The organism is Chryseobacterium populi (assembly GCF_000282115.1).
Taxonomy (GTDB): Bacteria; Bacteroidota; Bacteroidia; order Flavobacteriales; family Weeksellaceae; genus Chryseobacterium; species Chryseobacterium populi.
Genome location: NZ_AKJY01000022.1, coordinates 25,998 through 50,022 on the forward strand (window position 1 = coordinate 25,998; position 24,025 = coordinate 50,022).

Below are 24,025 nucleotides of genomic sequence, written 5' to 3' on the forward strand. Positions count from 1 at the left end.
TCAGTTTTTAAATTACTTATTTGCCTTAGTTATTATGATAAATCTCTATTGCAAATATATAATAAATGAGATGTGACAAAAAAATATTTCAGGATTTTTTAAAATATTTTTTTTTCTTAAATTTTGCCGGAATCATTTGCTTTTTTCAAGCATAAAACTGAATTTCGTTCCTTCAAGATAAACACTCTCTACGGTAATATTTTCATTATGGGCTTCAAGAATATGCTTTACAATGGCTAATCCTAAGCCCGAACCTCCCTGCCTTCGGCTTCTGCTGGTTTCCACACGGTAGAACCTTTCAAAAATCCTTGGTAAGATTTCCTGTTTTATTCCCATCCCGTTATCTATGACTTCGATCAGGACTTTATTTTTCAGAACACTGGTTTTTACCACCACTTTTGCTTCCTGCCTGTTGGCATAATGAATGGCATTAGAAACAAGATTGATGAAAACCTGGGAAATTTTTTGCTTATCTGCATCTACAAAGATCTGTGGATGCAAAGTCTGAATCTGCAGAGTTGTATTGTGTTTTACCGCTTCAAGATCAAGAAGGTCGAAAATCTCTTTTATTAAAAGGTTAACATCAAATTTGGATACCGTAAGATTGATCTCTCCAGCTTCCAGTCTGTTAATCATATCCAGGTCTGTAACAATGGCAATCAGCCTTTCTACGGAAATATCTATTCTTTCCAGATATTTATCCCGGATGGTCATGTTTTCAACTCCGCCTTCCCGCAATGTTTCCACATATCCCTGAATGGAAAACAGAGGGGTTTTAAGCTCATGGGAAACATTTCCGATATATTCTTTACGGTAGCTTTCCATTTCTTTCATCATATCGATTTCGGTAACCTTCTGTTGGTTAAGATCTGAAAACCTTTCGCCCAATTCTTTGATCGTGATATTTTCATCATTATCATGAACAATCTCCTGTGGTAAAAGCTGTGAAAGCCCGCGAACCTGTTTTTTACCGTAATAGTTGAAGAGAAGTTCGAGCACAACATAATTAACAATGAAAATAAAGACAATACATAAAAAGAATCCGATTTTAAAAAACGGGGTCTTATAGTAGATATCCTTCAGTGAATCAAAAATGATTACTAACAGAAACATCACCAAAGTCAGGAGGCATGATGCGACAAGGGTAAGCCTGTAAAATTTCAATTTTACAATTTTTTATGGGTTATAAAGTAAAGGTAGGAATTTTAGTCGTATTAAACGATCAGCTTATATCCTATTCCTTTTAACGTCTGAATGGTGTTGATTCCTAATTTTTCTCTTAGTCTTCTGATATGAACGTCTATGGTTCTTTCACCTACGATCACATCATTCCCCCAAACTTTCTCCAGGATTTCTTCTCTTTTGAAAACTTTCTCTGTATTGGAAGCCAGCAAATAAAGCAGATCAAATTCTTTTTTAGGAAGCAAAAACTGCTGTCCGCTTTTGGAGACTCTGAAGTTGTCTTTATCAATTACCAGATCCCCGATTTCTATTAATTTAGCATTATCAGAAACCTGAGAAGTCAATTGTAATAAAGCATTTACTTTGGAGATAAGGATTTTCGGTTTGATCAGTTTTACAATGTAATCATTGGCTCCTGCCTGAAAACCGGCTAATTGAGAAAACTCTTCACTTCTTGCAGAAAGGAAAACAATCAGTGTTTTTTGAAGCTCTTTTATTTTACGAAGTTCCTGGCAGGTTTCAATTCCGTCTTTTTCAGGCATCATTACATCTAATAAGATAAGATCGGGAACAATTTCCTTTGCTTTATCTATTCCTTCATTACCATTGGTAGCGGTATAGATGTCGTAACCTTCTTTTTCTAAATTGTAAGACAGAATCTCTAAAATATCCAGTTCATCGTCTATTAAAAGGATTTTCTTTTGGTTCATTTTTAATTTTTACTGAGTCAAAGTTAATAATTTTTAAATCACAGTTTAACAAAACGGCTATCGTTCATATAAAGTTAACAATAATATTGTTTTATTAATATTTAGTTAAGAAAAAATTAAATTTTACTAAACCATTTACACCCTTAATCTTTCATTCCTTTGCACCGAAAGAATATAGTAAAAAAGAAAATGAATTTTAGAAAACTGAGTATCGCAGTTTTGTTTTTGACAACATCAGGAACTCTACTTTACGCTCAAGAGACCAAAAAAGATTCTGTAAAGAACGAAAAAAAGATCGAAGGTGTAACCATTCAAGGAACTACTAAAAAAGGGGCGGAATCTAACATTATCAGTCTGCAAAAAAAATCTGTAGAAGTTATTGAAAGAGTTGGCTCTGCACAGCTTACCAAGCAAGGTGTAGGAGACGCAGCAACAGCAGTAACCAAGGCTACCGGTACACAAAAACAAGAAAGTAGCGGGCAGATTTTTGTAAGAGGTTTGGGAGACAGATATAATTCAACTACTATGAATGGCCTGCCTATTCCGTCAAATGATCCTCTCTACAAGAATATCGACCTGGGAATCGTGAAAACAGACATGATTGATTTCCTAAGTTTGGAAAAGGTTTACACACCAAGGATTTGGGGTGATATGGCCGGTGCAAACGTAGATATTGTCTCTAAAGTATATACAGGAAAACCATATTTCAAAGTTAATTTAGGGTCTTCCGTTAATATGAATGCTATCCAGAAAAATAATTTTTATTTACAGGATGGTCCAAACTTTTTCGGAACAAACATAATCAACAAACCTTCAAATGCATCAGTTGCGACTGCAGGTTATGTATTTAAAACCTCTTGGCAGAATCAAGAAAAAAGCAATCCTTTCAACTCTTCTTTAGGAATTGATTTTGGAACAAACTTCAAGATCGGATCACAAGGAAAACTAAGCATTTTCGGTTATGGAGCTTTTGATAATGAATATGGTTATGTAAAAGGAATTGCAGGGGGTGCTTATGACGGGCAAAATACTCCTTTAAAAATATATAACGATTCTGAAGAATACAGATATCTTACAAATTCTACAGGTTTATTAAATCTCAATTATAAGATTAATAGCAACCATAATATTAATTTCACTACAAATTATATCCATACAACAGACCAAAAACTTGGTAACTATAAAGGATATAACAGAGATTATTATGACAATGATCCTTTACAGGAAAGATATCAGACTCAGCTTAGAAGGGCAACTTATAAAGTAAATGATTTATTTGTAAATCAGTTAAGAGGAGAACATACTCTTTCTGAACCCTTAAAAATCTCATGGAATTTAGGATATAACAGACTTGAAAGTAAAAGACCTGATCGTCAGCAAAACGTTACCATCTATGACAAACAGATGAATAACAGCTTTTTTGCAAGTAGTAATCCTGGGGCAAACAACAGATACTATGACAATCTGATTGAAAATGATTATGTGGGTGACGTTCATGCAGACTATAAATTCTCTGACAATGCTAAATTAACATTAGGATACAGCGGAAGATATAAAGACAGTGATTTCAGAGCTACACAATATAATTTTAGAATTAAATTAAATCAGGGAAGTTATTTTGTAGATCCGAACAATTATGATTCATTCTTTAATTTATTGAATTATCAGACAGGAGCATTTGATATTGTAACATTCAGAGGAGATGTAAAATTCGATCCGGCAAATGCATTGATTCCACAGTTCTTTACTTCTGAAGTTTTCAATAATGCAGGTTATGCCAACTTTGATTATAAATTCAATGAAAAGCTTACTGCGCAGTTGGGTGTTCGTTATGACAATTTAAGTCAAAAAATGACCTATAATACAGCATTGCTTTCTAATGGTGGAAAAATAGATAAAAATTATTCTAAAATTTTACCATCATTGAATATTAAATATGCTTTAAACGATTTCAATAATTTCAGGCTTTCTGCATCAAAAACTTATACAACACCCTTATTATTAGAAATGGCTCCTTTCGAATATGAGGATATTGATGAATCAAGTTTAGGAAATACTTCTGTTTATCCATCAGATAATTACAATTTAGACTTAAAATGGGAATGGTTTCCGAAAAAGAATGAGGTGATCTCGATTACTGCTTTCGGTAAATATATCAAAAATCCTATCTCAAGAATCACGATAGCCTCTTCATCAAATGTGGTTTCATTTGCAAACGTAGGAGAAGGAGCGAGAGTATTCGGAGCTGAAGTTGAATTAAGAAAAGACCTTTATACAAGAGGAAACTCGAGATTCTACACATTTATTAATGCAACTTACTTAAATACAGAACAAGATCTGGATTCTGATAAATTGCTTAAAGAAAACACTTACGTTTCAGGAAACTTCCTTAAGACTAAAGAAAAGATGCAGGGAGCTTCAGATTTCTTAGCTAACGTAAACCTGGGCTGGGAAAACAAATGGAAAAGCGGCAATTTAGACCTTGTAGTAGCATATTCCTATATCGGAGATAATATTTATTCTTTAGGATTTGAAAAAAGAGGAAATATGGTAGACAAAGCAATCAATACCCTTGATGCCATTGCAAGATTTAAATTCAGTAGTGGGGTTGGTATCTCTCTTCAGGGGAAAAACTTATTAAATCCTACTATCAAAAGAGTTCAGGATAATGAAGGAACAGAGCTGGTTTCAAAAGAATACAAAAGAGGTATTAATTTAGGACTGGGAGTTTCTTACGAATTTTAAAAAATATAAAAAAATAACATCTAAAGTATTATGAAAAAGAATCACTTAAAATTAATAGCTGCGGCTTTATTTATTGGTACTTCATTCGCAATTCAGTCTTGTAGCAATAATGATGATGATGATTCTATCCCAAAAGTAAATCCTGTAGGGATAGCTCAAGACCCAAGTAATTTCAAAGGGGACGTTCCAAATGGGCAGGTTGTAACCTTAGATCCAACTAAAGTATACAAATTAACTGGTGCCGTAATGATCAAAGACGGTGGAAAACTTGTAATTCCTGCAGGAACAAGAATTGAAGCTACTGGTGGAACTTCATCTTTCATTACTGTAGAACAAGGTGGACAGATCTTTGCTAATGGAACTGCTTCATCTCCTGTAATTTTCACATCTCCTGCTGCAACTCCAGGAAGCTGGGGTGGATTGGTTCTTTGTGGTAGAGCACCTATTAACAAAGGAACCTCTGCTACTGCTGAAGTAGGAAATGCTACTTATGGTGGTACTTCTACTACTGATAATTCCGGGTCTTTAACTTATGTAAGAGTTGAATATGCCGGTGCTATTTATACAGCTGATAAAGAATTCAACGGGCTTTCTCTATTTGGTGTAGGTAACGGAACTAAAATAGAAAACGTAGCATTAGTAAACGGATCTGATGATGGTATCGAATTCTTCGGTGGAACTGTAAATGTTTCAAATATTGTTTCAATAAACAATGAAGACGATGCTTTCGACTGGACAGAGGGTTGGAATGGAACCGCTACAAATATCTTCGCAAAAAGAAGAAGTAATGGCACTGGAAACAGAGGTATCGAGGCTGATAACAACTCAAACAACCACAATGCATCTCCAAGATCTAATCCTACCATCAAAAATGCTACTTTCATCGGAGCTACTTCAGGAGAAGCTGATGGTATCAAATTAAGAGTAGGAACTTATGCTTCTATCGATAACGTAGTACTTTCCGGATGGACTACAGGGATCAATATGGAAAATGATGCTACTGTGAACTATTTCAACGGAGGTGGTAAAATTACGAATGTGAAATTTGATAATATTACAACTAAAGCTTCTGCAAAACTAAATACAGGAACATCCGTTACAGTATTAGCGAATACTTATACTGAAAACACAAGTGCAACTGGTGCAGGAAATGGTACTTCAGCCCCTACCTGGTCTTCAGGATGGTCTAGCTTATAAGAATTAAGTAATTAGTTTCTTCATATCAAATTAAAAAATCCCCTCGGAAAATATTTTCCGAGGGGATTTGATTTTTTAATACCTATCCAAATACAGTTAACTTTAATATAAATTTATAGCAAAAAACTCCCCGGAAATATGTTCCGGGGAGTTTGATTTTGTCTATGAGCGAAAAATTATATTCTATCAGATTAAGTAATCTGATATGGTTTATTCTCTATGGCTTAAAAAAATCTTTCGGAACCACTTTTTTTAATTCTGTAGTTTTTATCAGTCGGTTTTGCTCGTAATGTTCTATTTTCATCAGTCTTTTCACACTTCTCCTTGAGATCCTTGGTTTCAGGACCCTTGAATAGAATCGTCCTATATCCATTCTTAATCCTTCTGTTTCTACCGTATATTCTTTCGAATCGGATTTAAGATGCTGGTCAAATAATAATAAAAGATGATACAGATCGGTAGCTTCCTGTTTTGTCAGAAGATTCTTATTAAAAAATAACTTTAATTTATCCTTAAAGGAATTTTCAGTAGGTGCATTCAGGTGATCCAAGTCTTCAGAAGAGAAATTCAACTTTAAGTTCAAATAATTGATCATCTGTTCAGGAGATATTCTATCCAGATAATAACTCTGGAGTTCTTTTACAGAAGTCCATCTGCTTCTGTCAAGCGACAAATCCATCTGTCTTAGAAAAGCATAGAGGAAAAGCATTTCTTTATAACTCAATTTTGAATAATTCATGCTGTTTTTATATTTATAGGCCCATTCAATATGATCTAATTTTGAAAAAGTAAAATACTGATCTTACATAAAAAAATATTATTAAAATCTGCACATTTACCCATTACATATTTCCAAACAATATCTGCGCGAATTTATTTTTTTCTAAACTATAAAAGGTTTTTATTACTTAAATTTATTGTTAACATTGCATTAACAGAATTCCACTCAAAATTAATAAAAAATAAAAAACAAAAAAATACCTATCGAAAAATATTTTTTCAGTAGGCACAATAAATAGTAAAAAAAAATATAACTCTAATTTTTTCACAGCAAATTTCTCCTGTGTATCAGGACTTCAATTTTTGATATTCTTGAGACTCTTCTGCTGAATAACCGGCATTGATTAAAGCAATATCCGGTCTCCGGCTTTGCCCATTTCTGATTTCCTTTATCATTCAACGGAAGACGTAATACTTACTTTTGATAATGCTAATTTTTCTACAATTTCTTCTGTCTCACCTGAATAGAGATGTTTTGCATGAACTATTCTTTGAATTGTGATGAAGTCTATTCCTGTCTGGAGATTTAAAAAATTTTGAGAAACTGACATGATCGTAAAATCCGAGGTCACAAACAATATCTTTTACTGACATTTCCGAAACTTTAAGTAAACGTTTGGCCTCCAATAAAATCCGCTCCTGAATAAGAGAGGAGGCTGAAGATTTTAGTTTTTTTTCGCAGACAATATTCAGATAATTAGGCGAAATGTTCAGTTTGTCAGCATAAAATGATACTGAGCGCTCCTCCTTAAAATGTACATCAATTAAATTTAAAAATTTAGAAATAATCGGACTTGAATGATACATTTCAAAATCTTTAAAAACTTTTTCAACAGATTTACTCACCAGCAAGCTGATCAATTCACTTCGTTTCTGAATGAGCTCCCCTCCGTTCAGTTCTTTCCGGATCACCCGGAACTCATATAAAAGCAGCTGGCAGATTTCTTTGGAAAGATAAAAGATCCCAACTGAATAACCGGTATGGGCTATAACAATATCTGTATTATTTATTGATCAGGAGCAAAAAAACAGGATGAGATTTAAAACCTCATCCTACATTATATTTTAATTAGCATATTGAAAATTCCTGATTGCTTCCAGTGTCATATCTATTTCCCGGTCTTTAATGGCATCACTGATGAAATACGTTTCGTATCCACTTGGCGGAAGATATATTCCGCTGGTCAATAGCTGATGAAAGAAATTGTTGAACAAGGCGTGATTGGCCTGTTGTGCTTCATCAAAATTGGAAACCCTGTTGATATGGAAGAAAACAGACATCATAGAGCCTTTTCTGTTGATCTTATGAGCAATCCCTTTCTCGTTCAGAATTTTTCCGATCTCAAAATCTAAAGTTTCCGTTGTTTTATTAATTCTGTTGAAAAAGTTTTCATCATTTTTAATAATCTGAAGGGTTTTTAAACCTGCCCTCATCGCGAGAGGATTCCCACTCAATGTTCCGGCCTGGTAAACACCTCCTTTTGGAGCCAGGTGATCCATAATTTCATTTCTTCCTGCAAAAGCTCCCACCGGAAGACCGCCGCCAATCACTTTTCCATACGTTACTAAGTCGGCTTTTATATTATAAAGTTCCTGAGCGCCCCCAAAAGCAAGTCTGAAACCAGTCATCACCTCATCAAAAATCAATAAAGCTCCGTTTTCATCACAGATTTTTCTCAGGTTTTGTAAGAAATCATTTTCAGGAAGGACACAACCCATATTTCCTGCTACGGGTTCAACAATTACCGCAGCAATTTCACCCTGATTATGACGGAACAAATCTTCAACCTGCTCCATATCATTATAACGGGCTAATAAAGTATCTTTCGCAGTTCCCTGGGTAACTCCCGGAGAATTTGGATTTCCAAATGTTGCAGCACCACTTCCCGCTTTAATTAAAAAAGAATCGGAGTGCCCGTGATAACAGCCTTCAAATTTGATGATCTTATCTCTTCCGGTATATCCTCTTGCCAATCTTACGGCACTCATACATGCTTCAGTACCTGAAGAAACCATCCTGATCTGATCAATATTCGGAACATTTTCTATAATGAATTTTGCAATTTCAGTTTCCAGCTCTGTCGGAGCTCCGAAAGAAAAACCTTTTTCCGCCTGAATTTTCAATTCTTCCAAAACTTCCGGATGTGTATGGCCCAGAATTGCAGGCCCCCACGAATTGATGTAGTCAATATAAGTATTGTCATCAGCATCGGTAAGGTAAGCCCCTTTGGCAGACTTCATAAAAACAGGAACACCTCCTACTGATTTAAACGCACGTACCGGAGAATTAACTCCTCCCGGAATGTATTGGTAAGCTTCATCGAATAAAGCTGAACTTCTTTGATATTTCATATGGTCGGTTGAGTGTTAAAAGTTAAGAGTTGAGAGCTGAACATATTTTCAACTCTCAACTCCCAGCCGTTAAACTATAAATTAATTTCTTGGCTTTTTGTCGATCAGGTAAATCAATTGTCCGTTGGAAGGCTGTTGCCCTTCATCCATTCTGTTTTTGGCGTACAATTTATTTAATTTAATCCCGAATTTCTGGGCGATATCATGCATATCTTCCCCACTTTCAGCTTTATAGGTTGCTGTATTTCCGGCGGAATTTTTAGATTCAAGGAAAATAATATCGTTTTTCTGTAAAACTTCACTTTCCAGCTCATTCCATTTCATCAGCTTGCTTTCACTGATTTTGAATTTGTTTGCAATGAATTTCACGTTGGTATCTTCAGGAATTACGATATATTTCAAACCTTCATTCGGATGATTTTTCACCAGTATGGAATTGAGAATTTCAGCTTTTGTTTTGATTCTTTCTACTCTTTTCTGCTGTTGAGCATAAGAGGTCTGCTTATAAGGAACAGTGACAGTAATCTTTTCTTTTTGGGTTACTTTGGAAGGGTTCATTTGCGCCATAAAAGCCCTGTCGTCTTTTAAGTCAGGATACATTTTAAGAACTGCATACAGCACTTCTTTAGAATTCACGTTATCGAATTCGTATAATTTATATCTTTCAATTTTACCGATCAGAATGGAAGCATACCGCGGATTGGTTGCATATCCTGCTTTTTTTAGTCCATATGCCCACGCTTTATAATCTTTCATATCAAGATTGAAAAGACCCGTATAATATTTTCTTGTTGATAAAAATATGGAATGGTCTTCATAAGACTGTCTTGGATCATCATACACACGGAAACACTCATTAGGAGCATCATCAGTATGTTTCATGGTTCTGCCGGTCCAGTCTTCTTTACATTTAATTCCGAAGTGATTCTTGCCTTCCTGAGCCAATCTGCTTTGCCCGCCACCCGTCTCTAAAAGTCCCTGGGCAAGAGTAATAGAAGCCGGAATTTTATATTTTTCCATCTCTTCTACTGCGTATTGGGCAAATTTCTGAATGTATTGGTCTTCAGTAGCCCAGGTCTGGGCTGAGAATTTTGATAAAACTAAAAGGCTTATGAGTAAGAAAAGTCTTTTCATGTTTTTCAATATTTACTTATATAATTAATTTTCTGTTTTGTTTTTCTAAAAGCAGATTTGCTCCTTCTATCCCCTGCAATCCTCCTGTGTGAAAGCACAAAATTCTGCTGTTTTCAGGAAAATATCCTTCATCAATAAGCTCTGTCACTTTCTGCATCATCTTTCCCGTATATACCGGCTCCAGCGGAATACCGTAACTCTCTTTAAAATCATTGATAAAACGGATGTTTTCATCTTTTATTTTACCATAACCTCCAAAACCTGAATCTATTAGATCAAAATTTTTCTTTAAGGTTAATTCTCTGATTTTATTTTCCAGGGAAGAATCATCAACCGCTTTAAAACCTATAACTTTCTGATTATCTTCACAAAATCTGGAAATCCCGGCAACTGTTCCTCCGGTTCCTACTGCGGTGCAAAGATAATCAAAATCTTTTGTTTTGTTGTTCAGCATCATTTTCACGCCTTCTACAGCTTCCTGGTTGGTTCCCCCTTCCGGAATAATCAATGCATCCGGAAATTCGTGGGTCAAAAATTCAGCTAACTTTTCTTTATTGCGGTACTCTTCACGGGTAATAAATTTTAAATTCATCCCGTTTCTTTTAGCAAAAAGTAATGTGGGGTTATCCCGCCATTTATCCTGTAGCTCTTCGCCTCTTATGAGCCCCAGGGTTGGAATTCCCGATAGCTTTCCCACAGCAGAAACTGCTGAGATATGATTTGAAAATGCTCCGCCAAAAGTGATGACAAACGGGTTTTCAGGATTTCTTTCTAAATAATGATTGATGTTATAAAACAGTTTCCAATATTTATTCCCTGAAATCTGAGGATGAATGAGGTCTTCTCTTTTCATAAAAAGCTTTACATTTTTATGAATTGGAATTTCCTGAATGGAAATCGTTTCTGTTGGAAGTTTTAACAGCATTTTCAACTTTAATTTAGCTCAAAGATTAAAAGTTTTAATGCAACAAAAATAACGCTTTTCAAATTTTACAGTGCATGAGTATTAAAATTTGTTTTTATTTAACTACCATCTTTCTTGTTTCAAAATCCATCCTTCAAAAAAGAGGTAATTCCGATTACACAGAAAAAACTCATCATTCATATCTCATAACTTCTACAGATATTTCCGGAAGCTCCAAAATTGCCTTTTTTCAAGATAGGTCAGATCATGCTCATTTGCGTAGGCTTCTCTTTCAAATGAAATCCGTTTATAAGCCTGGTAGCCGTTTTTCAGTTTAAAAAACCAATAATAATATTCTGCAACATATAAAATATAAAAGAGAATAATCAACAATTCAAATTGCTGTCTCAAATGAATTTTTTCGTGATTGATAAGTGTTTTATTTTCCTTATCTTCGGGTTTCCTAATGAAGATAAAGGGAAAAAGAGCAATACCGTTAATTTTTAATTTTTTTAATGGCTTTTGGCATACAATTATCATAATAACAAATATAAAGTTTTTTGACTTAGAGATTTAACTTATGGCCCATTATGACATCAAAGAAGGTGAAGACTTTTACTATAATGAACAGGGGTACAAAGTTTTTACAGAAAAGTTCCATCTGAAAAGAGGATATTGCTGTAAAAGCGGCTGCAGGCATTGTCCTTACGGGTATGATAAAAAGACTGATACATTCATTAAAAACGATAAAAAAAATAAATAAAATGAAAAAATATATTTTTATTTTGTTAGCCTCGGCTACTTTGGGTTTAACTTCCTGTAGTCCTTTCCAGGTACGTTCAGATTATGCAGAAACAGCAAGTTTCCCTTCTTATAAAACCTATAAAATAAGAATTGATGATCTGAAGCTGAATGATATTGATAAAGACAGAGTTTTAAATGAATTGTCAAAACAACTACAAACCAAGGGTCTTTCATCGGGAGAAAATCCTGATTTAATTGTCAACGTAAAAGCCAATCATAAAAAAATAACAGATATTACCAACAATTCTCCTTACGGAATGTATGGTTGGGGTGGTCCTTTCGGTTGGGGTGTGGGAATGAGCAGAACCTGGACCAGCAATTATAATGAAGGTGCATTAATTGTTGACCTTATCGATACAAAAACCAATAAACTGGTTTGGCAGGGAATCGGAAGCGGAATTTCCGTGGATTCTCCAAAAGCTAAACAAAGACAAATTCCTGAGATCATGGCTGAGATTATGAAAAATTATCCGCCACAGAGAAAATAATACGATTTAAATCAATCATTATAGATAAAGTCAACACAGGTTTTGTGTTGACTTTATTTTTTTATTAAAGAAAAAGTAATCATAAGATCTATTATGACTTCAGAGTCTATTCATTAATAATGATAGTCATATTAATCAAAATTCAATGCAAAACCTATTAAAATTAACAATAAAGTCATTTCTTATTCATAAAAATGTAGTATTCTTACGGAAAAATTATATTATATGAAAAAAATTATCTTATTTCTTGCATGGGCCGGCCTTGTCCACGCACAGGCGCCTGCAGGATATTATTCATCTGCTAACGGTTTAACGGGAGCATCACTGAAAACCGAGTTAAGCTCGATTATCACCAGTGGACATCAGGATAAGGGCTATAGCGGTTTATGGACCGGCTATAAAACTACAGATATTGATAAAACCTATGAAAATGACGGATCTATTATGGATATCTATTCTGAAAAGCCTTCCGGAACCGATCCTTATAAATACACTCCCGGAACCAATCAATGTGGAACTTATTCAGTAGAAGGAAACTGCTATAACCGTGAACACATTGTTCCCCAGAGTTTATTCAGTGAGGCTGCTCCAATGGTTTCCGATATTCATTTTATCAGGGCTACCGATGGAAAAGTAAACGGGATGAGATCTAATTATCCGTTCGGAAAAGTAGGAACAGCTACTTTCACTTCCCAGAACGGTTCCAAATTAGGAAATTCTGTATCTTCAGGATATTCAGGGACTGTTTTTGAGCCGATTGATGAATTTAAAGGAGATGTTGCCCGTATGATCTTTTATTTTGTAACGCGCTATCAAAGTAAATTATCTACTTTCTCTTCCGGAAATATGCTGGGAAGCTCGACCTTCCCGGGACTACAGACATGGGAACTGAATGTATTACTGGCATGGCATAATCAGGATCCGGTTTCTCAGACGGAAATCCTGAGAAACAATGCATCTTATACCTTCCAGGGAAACAGAAATCCATTTATTGATAACCCGAGTTATGTTGATCAGATCTGGGGATCACAACAACCTTCTAACGATACTCAGTCTCCGACAACAGTGACAGGCCTTACGGTTTCAGGAAAAACATCGAGCAGCGTTTCTCTTTCATGGAATGCATCAACAGACAACGTAGGTGTTTCTTCCTATGCTGTTTATATGAACGGAAGCCTGAAAACTACGGTAAGTTCTACTTCAGCAACGATTACAGCATTAAGTGCTTCTACATCTTATACTTTCTATGTGGTAGCAAAGGATGCTGCAGGAAATTCTTCATCCAACAGCTCTACGGTTTCTGCAACAACAGATTCAGGAACGACTACTCCTCCAACCAACTGTGTGAACGAAACTTTTGAAACCATTCCGACGGGAACTTCATCAAGCTATTCTACAAGAACATGGACTAATGGCGGAATTACATGGACTGCAACAGATGCAAGAACTGACCAGACCATTTCGAATAAGGCCATAACGGTAAGAGATGGTTCTTTAAAATCAAGCAGCTCTGCCAATGGTATCGGATCTTTAACGGTAACTACTCAGCTGAAATTCAGCGGAAGCAACGGAACTTTTAATGTTCTGGTAAACGGCACGCAGGTAGGAACTATTCCTTACAGCACTACGGCTACTACAACGACCATCAACAACATTAATGTTTCAGGAAATGTAACTGTAACCCTTGATAATAATTCAGCAAGCAACAGAGTTGCAATTGATAACTTAAGTTGGGCTTGTTATTCGGGAACGGCAAAACAAAGCAATACTGTTTCTTCTGAATTAAAAATTGAGGCTGAAACTTTACAAGTGTATCCGAATCCTATTTCCAACCAGGAGATTTTTGTAAAAGGAGATACAAAAAATATTCAGAAAGCTGAAATTTATAACCTTCAGGGGAAGGTAATGCAGACTGTTGATCAGCCTTTCAAAAACAGCAGAAATTCAATCAGAATTAAAAGTTTAGAGCAGGGAATTTATCTTCTGAAACTGGATCAATCTACTTTGAAATTTATTGTTAAGTAAATGAAAATTTAAATATAAGAAAGGCCGCAAATTGCGGCCTTTCTGTTTTTATAGTACGTTTAATTACTGTCCCATAATTTCTCTCATTCTTTCCTGGATCATCTGAGGATCTGACATCCCTTCCCAACCAAACATTGCAATCATTACAATATTAGCCAAAAGGTTTAATGAGCTCAGAATGATACCGATGATACATAATATTCTACCGGTGCTTAAATTGCTGTAATCCGAATAAAGATCAGGGTTTTGCTGATATAAGGCGTTATCTTTTTTGTAAAGGGATAATCCGATGATCCCTGTAATAAGTCCTACGATCCCGTAGCAACAACATCCGATAATCGATACTATTCCCAAAACAAGTACAGCTGTAGCGTTAGGTAATTTTTGTTGATTCATAGTTTATAATTTTAATGTTTGTGTTAAATTATATGTAGATAAAAAAATGTTTGTAAAAGTAAGCAATTACCATTATAACCGAATTAATAACGGCTAAAAAAATAATTGCATTCCCGTAATTTCTTTTTCTGTCAATAAAGTTGAGTCCTACCGTAAATAAAAAAAGCAATAAGGTATATACCGCAGGAAACATATGGAACGCTTCAGAGAACCGCCCTTCAAAGACCATTACAATCGCTCTTTGAGCACCACAGCCAAAGCATTCTATTCCTAAGAACTTTTTGCTTGGGCATGGTAACATAAAGTCTTCGATCTTCATTTCTTTTATTTTTTATTTAAATCGGGTTGATAAAATTAAGAAGAAATTTTCGCTCTTAGATACTGATGTGGAAAAAAACAGTCTTCTTTCATTTCAAATGAGCCCTGTACTGCAATATACGGGTTTCTTAAAATCTCCCGGGCTATAAATATCAGATCGGCATCGCCTTTTTGCAGGATTTCCTCAGCCTGTTCAATTTTTGTAATCAATCCTACCGCTCCGGTTTTCACTTCAGCTTCATTCTTTACTTTTGAAGAAAAAGGAACCTGATAACCATCAAAAACAGGAATTTTTGCTCCATGTATATTTCCGCCACTGGAAACATCCACCAAATCAACTCCATGTTTTTTCAGCTCTTTTGCCAGATCCACGCTATCTTCAATACTCCAGCCATTTTCTGCATATTCCGTTCCTGAAATTCTTACGAATAAGGCTACATTTTCATTAAGTTCTTCATTCACCGCATCCACAATTTCAAGTAAAAACCTGATTCTGTTTTCAAAGCTTCCGCCATATTCATCAGTCCTGATATTGGATAAAGGCGATAAAAACTGATGAACCAGATAACCATGCGCGCCATGAATTTCAATCACATCAAAGCCTGCTTTAACGGCCCGTTTCGCTGCTTTTTTAAAGTTTTGCACCTGATCTTTAATTTCTTCAACAGTCAGCACGTGAGGGATCCTTTCCGTAGGATGATAAGGAACCGGGCTTGGCGCTACTGTTTCCCATCCTTCTTCAACCGGAATCTGGATATTATTCCATGTAGAACCTTTCCTTCCTGCATGGGCAAGTTGTATTCCAATTTTGCTTTCCGAGTTTAAATGGATAAATTCAACAATTTTCTGAAGTTTTCCTGCCTGCTCATCATTCCAGATTCCCATACAGTGATTGGTAATTCTTCCGCGGGGCTCTACTCCTGTTGCTTCCACCATAATTAAACCGGTTCCGCCCTGCGATCTGCTTCCGTAATGCACGAAATGGAAATCATTTGCCATTCCGTTTTCACATGAATACATACACATCGGGGACATTACCCATCTGTTTTTCAGCTCAACGTTTCTGAATTTTATTGAAGTATATAACATTTCCGAATTGAATTTTGAAATTAAAACTGTGAAGAATAAATAGAGTTGTCCACGTTATTAAAAAGAACTAATTTTATCCCCCTTTTTTAGTTTCACAATATATGAAAAAAGACATACAGATCGATTACGAATATTTTAAAAATAGCAGTGAATTAAACGATATTGAGAAAAAACTTCTCGACAGGGCCAAACAGGCCAGGGAAAACGCATATGCTCCTTATTCCCAGTTTTTGGTAGGCTGCTCTGTTCTTTTGGAAAACGGAGAAATATTTTCCGGAAACAATCAGGAGAATGCGGCTTTCCCGTCAGGACTTTGTGCTGAAAGAACAACTTTATTCTGGGTAGCTGCTAATTTTCCGGATCAGAAAATTAAAAAGATCTTTGTAGTAGGCGGCCCAAAAGAATTCCATGAAAAGAATCCGCCCATCCCTCCTTGTGGAGCCTGCAGACAGAGCTTAATGGAATATGAGACCAAGCAAAATGAAAATATTGATCTTTATTTTTCAAGCATGAATGATGAAGTTGTCAAAGTACACGCCATTAAAGATCTGCTTCCGTTTTATTTTGATGCTACTTTTCTATAATCACCAATAAGGCCAAAGGGCTGAAGGACGAATTTTCTTTTTTGATTTTCAGCTTTCTGGCATTTTACAAATAAAATTGTCTATTCTTTTTAAAAACTTATATTTGCAAAAATTTTGGTTTTCAATCTATTGAAATGAAAAGGGAATTGGGTGTGACTCCCAAACTGTCCCCGCAACTGTAGACCACAATAAAAAATTCCATAATAAACCACTGTGAAAACGGGAAGGTATGGAAAAGTGAAAGTCAGGAGACCTGCCAGAATTAAAATTAAAAAAATATATTGCTTTCGGAGGAAAAGTAAAATAGTAATGAAAAGATCTTTAGTCCTTTTTTTATCGTCATACAGTTATTTTCTTTGTTTCGGACAGGAGAAGACCATTGATACGGTTTATATTTTTGACAACCAGATGAACAAGGTTAAACTTTTTCACAAGGTGACTACCATCACGCCTCAGGATGTTGAGAAAAATTCGACCAACCTTTCAGAACTTTTACGTTTCCAATCCAACGTTTATATTAAGGAAAACGGGCGTGGGGCCGTATCTTCCCCTTCTTTCAGAGGAACGACCGCCCAACAGACCGCTTTTGTATGGAATGGGATCAGTATCAATTCAAATTTCCTCGGACAGGGCGATGTTAATAATATCCCATTATTCGGTTATGACCAGCTTGATATAAAAGCTGGTGGCGGAAGTGTCGTTTACGGAAGCGGAGCTATCGGGGGAAGTATCCATTTAAACAATAATCTGGATTTCAACAGCGGATTTCATGCTTCTTTGTTTTCAGAAGCTGCATCATTTAATACTTATAATAATTTTGCAAGAGCTTCTTACAGCAATGATCAACTGAGCTTTAAATTTTCGGGGAATCATGCGATCAGTGAAAATGATTATGAAGTAAAGGAATCCCAGAATTATATCAACCGTAACGGAAAGTATTCAAATACGAATTTCAATTTTGCAGCTGCTTATAAAATTGCCCCACACCAGCAAATTTCATGGATTTCTGAGCTTTTTAACGGAAATCAACATTATCCTGTTTTTTTCGACAGCCAGACAAGAACAAAATATGAAACCCAGAATATACGCAGCCTGATTTCCTGGGACTGGAATAACGCAAAATTCAACAATTCATTTAAAGCAGCTTATACAGAAGAAAACTTTCAGTATTACGGAAATATCAATGAGCCCAAAACCAGTGGCGGAACGGGGAAAAATTATATTTTAAAAAATGACTTCAATTATTTTTTAAGCCCGAAATGGAACATTAACCTCATCACTGAATTCCAGGTCAATAAAGGAGAAGGTTATCAGTCAGGAATCGGAGATGTAAGCAGAAATGTAGGATCTGTTTCCGGAGTGGTGCGTTATTTTGCTACGAAAGATTTACGTTTTGAAGGTGGTGTGAAAAAAGATTTTGTTGAGGATATCAGTTCGCCCCTGCTATTTTCTTTTTCAGGAAAATGGAATGCCTTAAAATGGTATACGGCTGATCTCAATGTATCAAGAAATTTCCGTTTTCCATCTTTTAATGACCTGTACTGGCAGCCGGGAGGAAATATTAATTTAAAACCGGAAACTTCTTATCAGTTTGAATTGAGAAATCAGTTTAAAATTGCTGACATCAAACTTTCGGTAACTCCGTATTACATGAAAATCCGTGATATGATCACCTGGTTACCTTCTTCTTCAGGATATTACCAGGCGACCAATACCTATGAAGTGGAATCTTATGGGCTGGAATCCCAGATTGAATATTATAAAAAGTTTGGAAAGCATGGTTTAAAGGCTAATTTAGGATATTCTTATACCCGGTCTACCAATCTTGAGCTCCAAAAACAGCTGATGTATGTCCCTTATCACAAATTTTTCGGAAATATCGACTATCAGTATGATTTTATGAGATTATACGTGCAGGGAATGTTTAACGGGCTCACCTATACCGATACCAATGAAAAAAGAAATGATGCTCTGGACCCTTATTTTGTAATGAATGCCGGGCTGTCTGCAACCATTCTTAAGAATTATACTGTAGGTATCAAGGTTAATAATATTTTTAATCAGATTTATCAGACTGTGGCTTATTATCCAATGCCCAAAAGAAATTACAGCATCAACCTGAATATCAATTTTTAAAATAAATATAGTAATGAAAATGAGAAAAATTTTATCTCTTGTATTTGCTTCGGCTTTACTTTTTAATGTTGCCTGTAGCAACGATGATGATATGATTCAACCTTCAAAAGGGACTTATGAAAACGGAATATTCATCGTAAATGAAGGTGGATTTTCAACACCTACATCAGAGGTTTCGTTTATCAGTTATGACCTGGGAACTCTTGACAATAAGATTTACGCCAGAAATAACAGTAATGAAATACTGGGGAATGTCTTACAAACCATCGGTTTTAACGGAGACAATGCTTATCTGGTGTCTAATGTTCCCAATAAAATTGACATTGTCAACCGTTATTCTTTTAAGAAACAAGCTACGGTAACCGCCAATCTTAATAGCCCGAGATATATTGCATTTTCCGGAAATCAGTATTATGTAACCAATAATAATTTTTTCGACGTAATGAAGCTGAATGTTTACAATAATAATAATTCTTTTGTAAAGAGTATCAATTTTGACAGATCAGCAGAAAAAGTAGTAGAGGCCGGTGGAAATATTATCGTACAAACCGATGGTATAACGTATGAGACCACTCCGCCTTATAACGAATTACCGACAGGATACACAATTACGATTGTAAAGCCATCTACTAACACAGTGGATAAAACCGTTACTTTACCAAGCAACGGAATCATCAGAGACCTGATTTCATACAACGGAAGTGCTTATGTACTTGCATCCAGTAACACCAACTCATATATCTATAAAATCAATCCATCAACCGGGACTTTTACGACAGCAACAATCACCGGAATTCCACAGGTACAAAAGCTAAGAGCTGATGGAAATAAATTCTATTTCTCAGATAACGGAAATAAAATCTATTCAATGAACATAGATTCTACCCTTCCTTCTGCTCCGATCGTTACCACACCGGGAAATCTTTACGGATTCAATGTGATTGACAGTAGAATTTATGCTTCTGATGCAAGCTTTACAGCAGACAGTAAAGTAAATGTTTACAGTGCCAATAACGGTTCATTGTTAAAATCTTTTACTACAGGAATCGGAACAAGCGGATTCTATAAAAACTAAGAATGCGCATCAAGCGTATAAAATTTTAATTTTTTCATCATTTGTGCTCCGGGCGGCTTCTTCGAAGCCGCCCGGATTTCATTTCAATCCTAATAAAAAAATGAGCTCCCAAATTAACTTTGGGAACCCGTTTTTTATTCATATTTTGAATCTATATCTAGATTTTCAAGCCCAGTTTTTCAGCTTCAACGATCACAAATTTCTTAGCTTCCTCATGATCGTTAAGGATTTCGCCTTCCAGAATAGCTTCTTTTACCTTTTCTTTTAAGATACCGATTTCACGGCCCGGTTTAAGATCAAACATCACCATGATTTCTTCACCTGAAATTGGCGGCTGGAAATTTCTTACCTGATCTTTTTCTTCAACTTCTTTTATTTTTACCGCAACATATTCAAAATTTCTGATGAATTTTTCCTGCTTTCTGGCATTCTTGGTGGTAATATCAGCTTTACAGAGTGTAAACAGGTCTTCAAGGTTTTCCCCGGCATCAAATAACAATCTTCTCAAAGCAGAATCTGAAGCATCATCGGTAATCAAAGCAATAGGACGAGATGAAAGCTTAACCATTTTCTGCACATATTTCATATCGTTTCCTAAGGGTAATTTCAGTCTCTGGAATAAAGATTTCACCATTTTTGAGCCTAAAAATTCATGTCCGTGAAAAGTCCAGCCTGTTCCTTCAACGAATTTTTTTGTGGGAGCCTTTCCGATATCGTGAAGCAATGCAGACCAGCGCAACCAGAGATCATCTGTATTTCCCGAGATATTATCTACTACTTCCAGAGTATGATAAAAATTATCTTTATGGGTTTGCCCTTCGACTTCCTCTACGCCTTTCAGCTCTATCAGCTCCGGAATAATCAGTTTCATCAGCCCGGTTTCCTCCATCAGTTTTAAGCCTGTTGATGGCTTTCCGGAAAGCATGATCTTGTTAAATTCCACCATTACCCTTTCCATAGAAACAATCTTGATTCTTTCTGCTTCCTGCTTAATCGCTGCCAATGAATTGTCTTCTATCGTAAATTGCAGAGTTGATGCAAAACGAATAGCTCTCATCATTCTCAGCGGATCATCAGAATACGTCTGGGCAGGTTCTAAAGGAGTTCTTAAGATCTTATTTTCCAGATCTTCAACTCCATTAAACGGATCAATCAGTTCTCCGAAATTATCTTTATTCAAAGAAATCGCCATCGCATTGATGGTAAAATCTCTTCTTTTCTGATCATCTTCAAGGGTTCCACCTTCTACATCCGGCTTTCTGCTGTTTTCATTATAGCTTTCTTTTCTGGCGCCCACAAATTCAAGTTCCAGATCTTTATACCTGACCATTGCCGTGCCATACGTTTTGAAGACAGAAACCTTTAATTCAGGATCAATTTCCAGAGCAACATTCCGGGCGAGTTCTATCCCGCTTTGTTCAGTCACAAAATCAATATCCGTAGAAGCTTTTCTCTTCATCAGCAGATCCCGAACATAGCCACCAACAATATACACCGACTGATTATTCCTGGCTGCCACCTCCGAGATTATTTTGAAAAGCTTTAGATTTTTATTCTGATTAAGATTGATGAACATATTTATTATTTAATGTAAAACCATTAAGAAATGAAGTGTATTAAGTGGATCGCTCAACATCCTTTATTTCTTAATGGTTAAATGATTTTGCAAAGATAATTAAAATCTTGTTTTTTATTCCCGAAGAACTTTTATTCTGTTGTCACTCCATATTTTGATGACAGAGGAACCTGAATATTTTGAAACTTTCTCGCGGTCTTCTTCCACGGCATAATCTACCAACTTTATCATTTCAGGAGAAATGTCGGAAAATTTAAGCGGACTTTTATCCCCACTGAAATTGGCTGAAGTAGATACCAGTGGCTTATTCAGTTTTGTGATCAGCTTTTTACAGAAATCATTCTTCACCAGTCTGATCCCGATACTTCCGTCTTCAGCAAGTAATTCCTTAGGAAGCCCTCTTGGATTTTCATAAACAATCGTTACCGGTTTTTCACTCAGGTCAATAATCTCCCACGCCATTTCCGGAACATCTACCAGATCCTGCAGCCTCTTTTCAGATTCTACCAGGATAATCATCGATTTGTTTTTCTCCCGTTTTTTAATGTCAAAGATTTTATTGACTGCTTCTATATTGGTGGCATCACACCCTATTCCCCAGATGGTATCTGTAGGATAAAGAATGGTTCCGCCGGATTTTAATATATTGATAATGTTTTCCATTTTAATTTTTTTACAGGCAGGGAAAAAGCTAAAATAACAGCTATTTTGCCTGTCAAAAATAAGGATTTTTCATTAGGTTTCGGCTAAAGCCAATTGAGAAGATTACATTTTAGAAACGGGCTAAAGCCCGTTCTATTGAATAGAAATTGTTGTTGGTGTCCACCTTTACTTTTGATATTTACAACGCAGAATTTTATTGTTTTTACTTATTCAATAGGGGTGGGCTTTAGCCCACCTGCAAAAAATAAACCTTCCGGCTTTAGCCAAAATTTATTTTAGATTGTATTTCTCAATAAATTCCTGATATTCTTCCATAAAAGTCTTTTTCTGATGGTTCCTTTCCTGATTTTTAATATAGTTTCTGACTGAATCAATCTTTGACTCTGAGACTGAAACTGCAATGTATTCATCCTGCCAGAAGAATTTTTCTTTTGTTAGCTGGTTTTTATTAATCCAATAAGAAGACTCTCCTTTTATTAATTGGACAATTTTTTCAATATTTTGGCCAGAGCCTAAAGACAGCAAACAATGACAGTGATCTGTATAACCATTTACCATATCTAAAAAAACACCTTTTTCTGAAGCATTTTCTTTTATATGTTTCCAGACTTTGATTCTCAGGTCAAATGTATTAAAATGTGGGATCCTATTTTTTGTAGAAAATACAATATGAATATAAATTTTGATAAAGGACATTGTGTTTTTTATCAAAAATAGGAATTTCCAACCTAAGTTTTGGCTAAAGCCTTTTTTGAAAATCCAGAATATTTAAAACGGGCTAAAGCCCGTTCCTATTGAACATCCTGCAACCCCGGCAAATATCTTTCCTCTATAATATTCAAATGATGATAATTATGCCCTACAATCAGTTTTCCGATGGTTTCTACGGAAATTTCATTCCCATTGGCTTTTCCTGTATTATGTAAAGCTTTGGGGTTAAGGTTTTCCACTAAAATCTGAGAGGATTTTCTTACCAGCTTATATTCTTCCAATAAAGATTCTAAGCTTCTTTCATTAGCAAAAGACTGCTCAGCATATCCGTTTTCATCAAAACCCGGCAATTCTGCCTGTTCGCCTCTTGCAAAAGCTAAAATACGGTATTGGAATACCCTTTCTGTATCAGAAAGGTGTAAAAGCAGTTCTTTCAAAGTCCATTTTCCTTCTGCATAAGCAAAATGAGATTGTTCTTCTGTAAGCTTAGAATAAATATCCGTTGTTTTATCTCCGGTTTTTTTCATTTCCTCTATCCAATTTTCAGAAGGAATCTGGTCTAAATATCTTTGTATGTATTTTTGAAAATCTGACATGTTAATATAGTTATGAGTGATGAATTATGAGTGATAAGTTGTGAATAATGGAAGCCAATCAATTGTAGTTGTGATTACTAGCTGTTCATTAATTATTGCTTATGATTGTTCCGGGTTTGTCCATTCATAGAAGTTTACGGAATCATATAATTTGAAACCAGCAGATGGATATAATCGGTTTCCTACATCATTGCTCTTTCCTGTTTCCAGTAAAACTCCGCAGGCATTGGATGATCTGCAGATTTCTTTGGCCTCTTCGATCAGTTCTTTGGAATACCCTTTTCCTCTGTGGTTTTCATTGACGTAGAGATCATTCAGCAGCCAGTACCTTTGCATTCTTGTTGAAGAAAATATAGGATACAGCTGAACAAATCCTACTAACCGGCTATTATTTTCAGCAACAAAAATTTCGGAATCTTTATTTTCAATTCTTTCTTTTAAAAAATGTTCTGCAGCTGGAATATCTGAATTTTTATGATAAAAAACCCTGTATTGGTCAAACAATTCTGATAATTGCGAAATGTCTTCGATAGTCGCTTTCCTTGTATTTTTCATGAAAT

General features: G+C 35.6%; 24 protein-coding genes, 1 pseudogene, 1 riboswitch and 1 other annotated feature. Of the genes and pseudogenes, 8 read left to right on the top strand and 17 right to left on the bottom strand.

All coding sequences use genetic code 11. The annotated features are described in order from the left end of the window. Nucleotides 1-132: 132 nt before the first annotated feature. Nucleotides 133-1,164 carry a sensor histidine kinase gene (locus PMI13_RS07350; protein ID WP_007842308.1) on the bottom strand — a complete coding sequence of 344 codons (1,032 nt, stop codon included), beginning with the start codon at nt 1,162-1,164 and terminating at the stop codon, nt 133-135. Nucleotides 1,165-1,214: 50 nt separating this feature from the next. Continuing rightward, nucleotides 1,215-1,892 (bottom strand): response regulator transcription factor, encoded by a 678-nt coding sequence (locus tag PMI13_RS07355; RefSeq protein ID WP_007842309.1) that lies wholly within the window; start codon nt 1,890-1,892, stop codon nt 1,215-1,217. Between the two features lie 189 nt (nt 1,893-2,081). On the opposite strand from PMI13_RS07355, the gene PMI13_RS07360 reads away from it, so the two are divergent. Further along, on the top strand, nt 2,082-4,637 hold the full coding sequence (locus PMI13_RS07360) for a TonB-dependent receptor domain-containing protein (RefSeq protein ID WP_007842310.1): 2,556 nt from the start codon (nt 2,082-2,084) through the stop codon (nt 4,635-4,637). Between the two features lie 30 nt (nt 4,638-4,667). Then, the gene (locus PMI13_RS07365) at nt 4,668-5,834 is read left to right on the top strand and encodes a hypothetical protein (RefSeq protein ID WP_007842311.1); all 1,167 of its coding nucleotides are present in this window, start codon (nt 4,668-4,670) and stop codon (nt 5,832-5,834) included. Nucleotides 5,835-5,866: 32 nt separating this feature from the next. Further along, nucleotides 5,867-5,996 (bottom strand) — a sequence feature (His leader region). Between the two features lie 55 nt (nt 5,997-6,051). Here the strand turns inward: PMI13_RS07365 and PMI13_RS07370 are convergent. The 7 genes and pseudogenes from PMI13_RS07370 to PMI13_RS07395 all read right to left on the bottom strand — a co-directional run bounded on the left by PMI13_RS07370 (nt 6,052) and on the right by PMI13_RS07395 (nt 11,544). Next, complete coding sequence (locus PMI13_RS07370; protein ID WP_007842313.1) at nt 6,052-6,573, bottom strand: hypothetical protein; 522 nt, start codon at nt 6,571-6,573, stop codon at nt 6,052-6,054. Between the two features lie 433 nt (nt 6,574-7,006). Further along, entirely contained in the window at nt 7,007-7,186 is a 180-nt protein-coding gene (locus tag PMI13_RS21525) for a hypothetical protein (RefSeq protein ID WP_238536290.1), read from the bottom strand. A gap of 13 nt (nt 7,187-7,199) precedes the next feature. Next, a pseudogene (locus tag PMI13_RS21530) lies at nt 7,200-7,421 on the bottom strand (helix-turn-helix domain-containing protein); the annotation flags it as partial. A 258-nt stretch (nt 7,422-7,679) separates the two neighbouring features. Beyond that, on the bottom strand, nt 7,680-8,966 hold the full coding sequence (gene hemL, locus PMI13_RS07380) for a glutamate-1-semialdehyde 2,1-aminomutase (protein ID WP_007842315.1): 1,287 nt from the start codon (nt 8,964-8,966) through the stop codon (nt 7,680-7,682). Between the two features lie 81 nt (nt 8,967-9,047). Beyond that, nucleotides 9,048-10,100, bottom strand: a complete 1,053-nt coding sequence (locus PMI13_RS07385; protein WP_007842318.1) for a glucosaminidase domain-containing protein — start codon at nt 10,098-10,100, stop codon at nt 9,048-9,050. A 16-nt stretch (nt 10,101-10,116) separates the two neighbouring features. Further along, entirely contained in the window at nt 10,117-11,025 is a 909-nt protein-coding gene (locus PMI13_RS07390) for a 1-aminocyclopropane-1-carboxylate deaminase/D-cysteine desulfhydrase (protein WP_007842319.1), read from the bottom strand. Nucleotides 11,026-11,217: 192 nt separating this feature from the next. Then, nucleotides 11,218-11,544, bottom strand: a complete 327-nt coding sequence (locus PMI13_RS07395; protein ID WP_007842320.1) for a hypothetical protein — start codon at nt 11,542-11,544, stop codon at nt 11,218-11,220. Between the two features lie 40 nt (nt 11,545-11,584). Here PMI13_RS07395 and PMI13_RS07400 point away from each other — a divergent pair, with 40 nt between their 5' ends. The 3 genes from PMI13_RS07400 (at nt 11,585) to PMI13_RS07410 (ending at nt 14,321) form a co-directional block, all read left to right on the top strand. Beyond that, entirely contained in the window at nt 11,585-11,767 is a 183-nt protein-coding gene (locus PMI13_RS07400; protein ID WP_007842321.1) for a DUF5522 domain-containing protein, read from the top strand. 1 nt (nt 11,768) lies between these two features. Next, nucleotides 11,769-12,296 (top strand): DUF4136 domain-containing protein, encoded by a 528-nt coding sequence (locus tag PMI13_RS07405; protein ID WP_007842322.1) that lies wholly within the window; start codon nt 11,769-11,771, stop codon nt 12,294-12,296. Between the two features lie 225 nt (nt 12,297-12,521). Further along, nucleotides 12,522-14,321 (top strand): endonuclease, encoded by a 1,800-nt coding sequence (locus PMI13_RS07410; protein WP_007842323.1) that lies wholly within the window; start codon nt 12,522-12,524, stop codon nt 14,319-14,321. Between the two features lie 63 nt (nt 14,322-14,384). Here PMI13_RS07410 and PMI13_RS07415 read toward each other — a convergent pair whose 3' ends face one another. The 3 genes from PMI13_RS07415 to namA are packed head-to-tail and all read right to left on the bottom strand — an operon-like array spanning nt 14,385 to nt 16,124. After that, the gene (locus PMI13_RS07415; protein WP_007842324.1) at nt 14,385-14,717 is read right to left on the bottom strand and encodes a CCC motif membrane protein; all 333 of its coding nucleotides are present in this window, start codon (nt 14,715-14,717) and stop codon (nt 14,385-14,387) included. Between the two features lie 28 nt (nt 14,718-14,745). Further along, nucleotides 14,746-15,036: a DUF2752 domain-containing protein gene (locus PMI13_RS07420; RefSeq protein ID WP_007842325.1), complete on the bottom strand. Its 291-nt coding sequence runs from the start codon at nt 15,034-15,036 to the stop codon at nt 14,746-14,748. A 35-nt stretch (nt 15,037-15,071) separates the two neighbouring features. After that, nucleotides 15,072-16,124 (bottom strand): NADPH dehydrogenase NamA, encoded by a 1,053-nt coding sequence (gene namA / locus PMI13_RS07425; RefSeq protein WP_007842326.1) that lies wholly within the window; start codon nt 16,122-16,124, stop codon nt 15,072-15,074. A gap of 101 nt (nt 16,125-16,225) precedes the next feature. Between namA and PMI13_RS07430 the strand changes: the two genes are divergently transcribed. The 3 genes from PMI13_RS07430 (at nt 16,226) to PMI13_RS07440 (ending at nt 19,919) form a co-directional block, all read left to right on the top strand. Next, nucleotides 16,226-16,708, top strand: a complete 483-nt coding sequence (locus tag PMI13_RS07430; protein WP_007842327.1) for a cytidine deaminase — start codon at nt 16,226-16,228, stop codon at nt 16,706-16,708. Between the two features lie 98 nt (nt 16,709-16,806). Continuing rightward, nucleotides 16,807-16,983, top strand: a riboswitch (cobalamin riboswitch). 34 nt (nt 16,984-17,017) lie between these two features. Continuing rightward, nucleotides 17,018-18,844, top strand: a complete 1,827-nt coding sequence (locus PMI13_RS07435; RefSeq protein WP_007842334.1) for a TonB-dependent receptor plug domain-containing protein — start codon at nt 17,018-17,020, stop codon at nt 18,842-18,844. 19 nt (nt 18,845-18,863) lie between these two features. Further along, entirely contained in the window at nt 18,864-19,919 is a 1,056-nt protein-coding gene (locus PMI13_RS07440) for a DUF5074 domain-containing protein (RefSeq protein WP_051999573.1), read from the top strand. Nucleotides 19,920-20,076: 157 nt separating this feature from the next. Here PMI13_RS07440 and PMI13_RS07445 read toward each other — a convergent pair whose 3' ends face one another. The 5 genes from PMI13_RS07445 to PMI13_RS07465 all read right to left on the bottom strand — a co-directional run bounded on the left by PMI13_RS07445 (nt 20,077) and on the right by PMI13_RS07465 (nt 24,020). Continuing rightward, nucleotides 20,077-21,495, bottom strand: coding sequence for a CCA tRNA nucleotidyltransferase (locus PMI13_RS07445; RefSeq protein WP_007842336.1), 1,419 nt, complete (start codon nt 21,493-21,495; stop codon nt 20,077-20,079). Nucleotides 21,496-21,609: 114 nt separating this feature from the next. Continuing rightward, entirely contained in the window at nt 21,610-22,158 is a 549-nt protein-coding gene (locus PMI13_RS07450) for an L-threonylcarbamoyladenylate synthase (RefSeq protein WP_007842337.1), read from the bottom strand. Between the two features lie 270 nt (nt 22,159-22,428). Continuing rightward, on the bottom strand, nt 22,429-22,854 hold the full coding sequence (tnpA, locus tag PMI13_RS07455) for an IS200/IS605 family transposase (protein WP_007842338.1): 426 nt from the start codon (nt 22,852-22,854) through the stop codon (nt 22,429-22,431). Nucleotides 22,855-22,949: 95 nt separating this feature from the next. Then, nucleotides 22,950-23,465: a DinB family protein gene (locus tag PMI13_RS07460; RefSeq protein ID WP_007842339.1), complete on the bottom strand. Its 516-nt coding sequence runs from the start codon at nt 23,463-23,465 to the stop codon at nt 22,950-22,952. A gap of 99 nt (nt 23,466-23,564) precedes the next feature. Then, nucleotides 23,565-24,020, bottom strand: coding sequence for a GNAT family N-acetyltransferase (locus PMI13_RS07465; protein WP_007842342.1), 456 nt, complete (start codon nt 24,018-24,020; stop codon nt 23,565-23,567). Nucleotides 24,021-24,025 lie beyond the last annotated feature (5 nt).

Coding starts and splice junctions, on each gene's coding strand:
- PMI13_RS07355 (WP_007842309.1), bottom strand. CDS start 1,892: ATGAACCAAAAGAAAATCCTTTTAATAGACGATGAACTGGATATTTTA.
- PMI13_RS07360 (WP_007842310.1), top strand. CDS start 2,082: ATGAATTTTAGAAAACTGAGTATCGCAGTTTTGTTTTTGACAACATCA.
- PMI13_RS07365 (WP_007842311.1), top strand. CDS start 4,668: ATGAAAAAGAATCACTTAAAATTAATAGCTGCGGCTTTATTTATTGGT.
- PMI13_RS07370 (WP_007842313.1), bottom strand. CDS start 6,573: ATGAATTATTCAAAATTGAGTTATAAAGAAATGCTTTTCCTCTATGCT.
- hemL (WP_007842315.1), bottom strand. CDS start 8,966: ATGAAATATCAAAGAAGTTCAGCTTTATTCGATGAAGCTTACCAATAC.
- PMI13_RS07385 (WP_007842318.1), bottom strand. CDS start 10,100: ATGAAAAGACTTTTCTTACTCATAAGCCTTTTAGTTTTATCAAAATTC.
- PMI13_RS07390 (WP_007842319.1), bottom strand. CDS start 11,025: ATGCTGTTAAAACTTCCAACAGAAACGATTTCCATTCAGGAAATTCCA.
- PMI13_RS07395 (WP_007842320.1), bottom strand. CDS start 11,544: ATGATAATTGTATGCCAAAAGCCATTAAAAAAATTAAAAATTAACGGT.
- PMI13_RS07400 (WP_007842321.1), top strand. CDS start 11,585: ATGGCCCATTATGACATCAAAGAAGGTGAAGACTTTTACTATAATGAA.
- PMI13_RS07405 (WP_007842322.1), top strand. CDS start 11,769: ATGAAAAAATATATTTTTATTTTGTTAGCCTCGGCTACTTTGGGTTTA.
- PMI13_RS07410 (WP_007842323.1), top strand. CDS start 12,522: ATGAAAAAAATTATCTTATTTCTTGCATGGGCCGGCCTTGTCCACGCA.
- PMI13_RS07415 (WP_007842324.1), bottom strand. CDS start 14,717: ATGAATCAACAAAAATTACCTAACGCTACAGCTGTACTTGTTTTGGGA.
- PMI13_RS07420 (WP_007842325.1), bottom strand. CDS start 15,036: ATGAAGATCGAAGACTTTATGTTACCATGCCCAAGCAAAAAGTTCTTA.
- namA (WP_007842326.1), bottom strand. CDS start 16,124: ATGTTATATACTTCAATAAAATTCAGAAACGTTGAGCTGAAAAACAGA.
- PMI13_RS07430 (WP_007842327.1), top strand. CDS start 16,226: ATGAAAAAAGACATACAGATCGATTACGAATATTTTAAAAATAGCAGT.
- PMI13_RS07435 (WP_007842334.1), top strand. CDS start 17,018: ATGAAAAGATCTTTAGTCCTTTTTTTATCGTCATACAGTTATTTTCTT.
- PMI13_RS07440 (WP_051999573.1), top strand. CDS start 18,864: ATGAGAAAAATTTTATCTCTTGTATTTGCTTCGGCTTTACTTTTTAAT.
- PMI13_RS07445 (WP_007842336.1), bottom strand. CDS start 21,495: ATGTTCATCAATCTTAATCAGAATAAAAATCTAAAGCTTTTCAAAATA.
- PMI13_RS07450 (WP_007842337.1), bottom strand. CDS start 22,158: ATGGAAAACATTATCAATATATTAAAATCCGGCGGAACCATTCTTTAT.
- tnpA (WP_007842338.1), bottom strand. CDS start 22,854: ATGTCCTTTATCAAAATTTATATTCATATTGTATTTTCTACAAAAAAT.
- PMI13_RS07460 (WP_007842339.1), bottom strand. CDS start 23,465: ATGTCAGATTTTCAAAAATACATACAAAGATATTTAGACCAGATTCCT.
- PMI13_RS07465 (WP_007842342.1), bottom strand. CDS start 24,020: ATGAAAAATACAAGGAAAGCGACTATCGAAGACATTTCGCAATTATCA.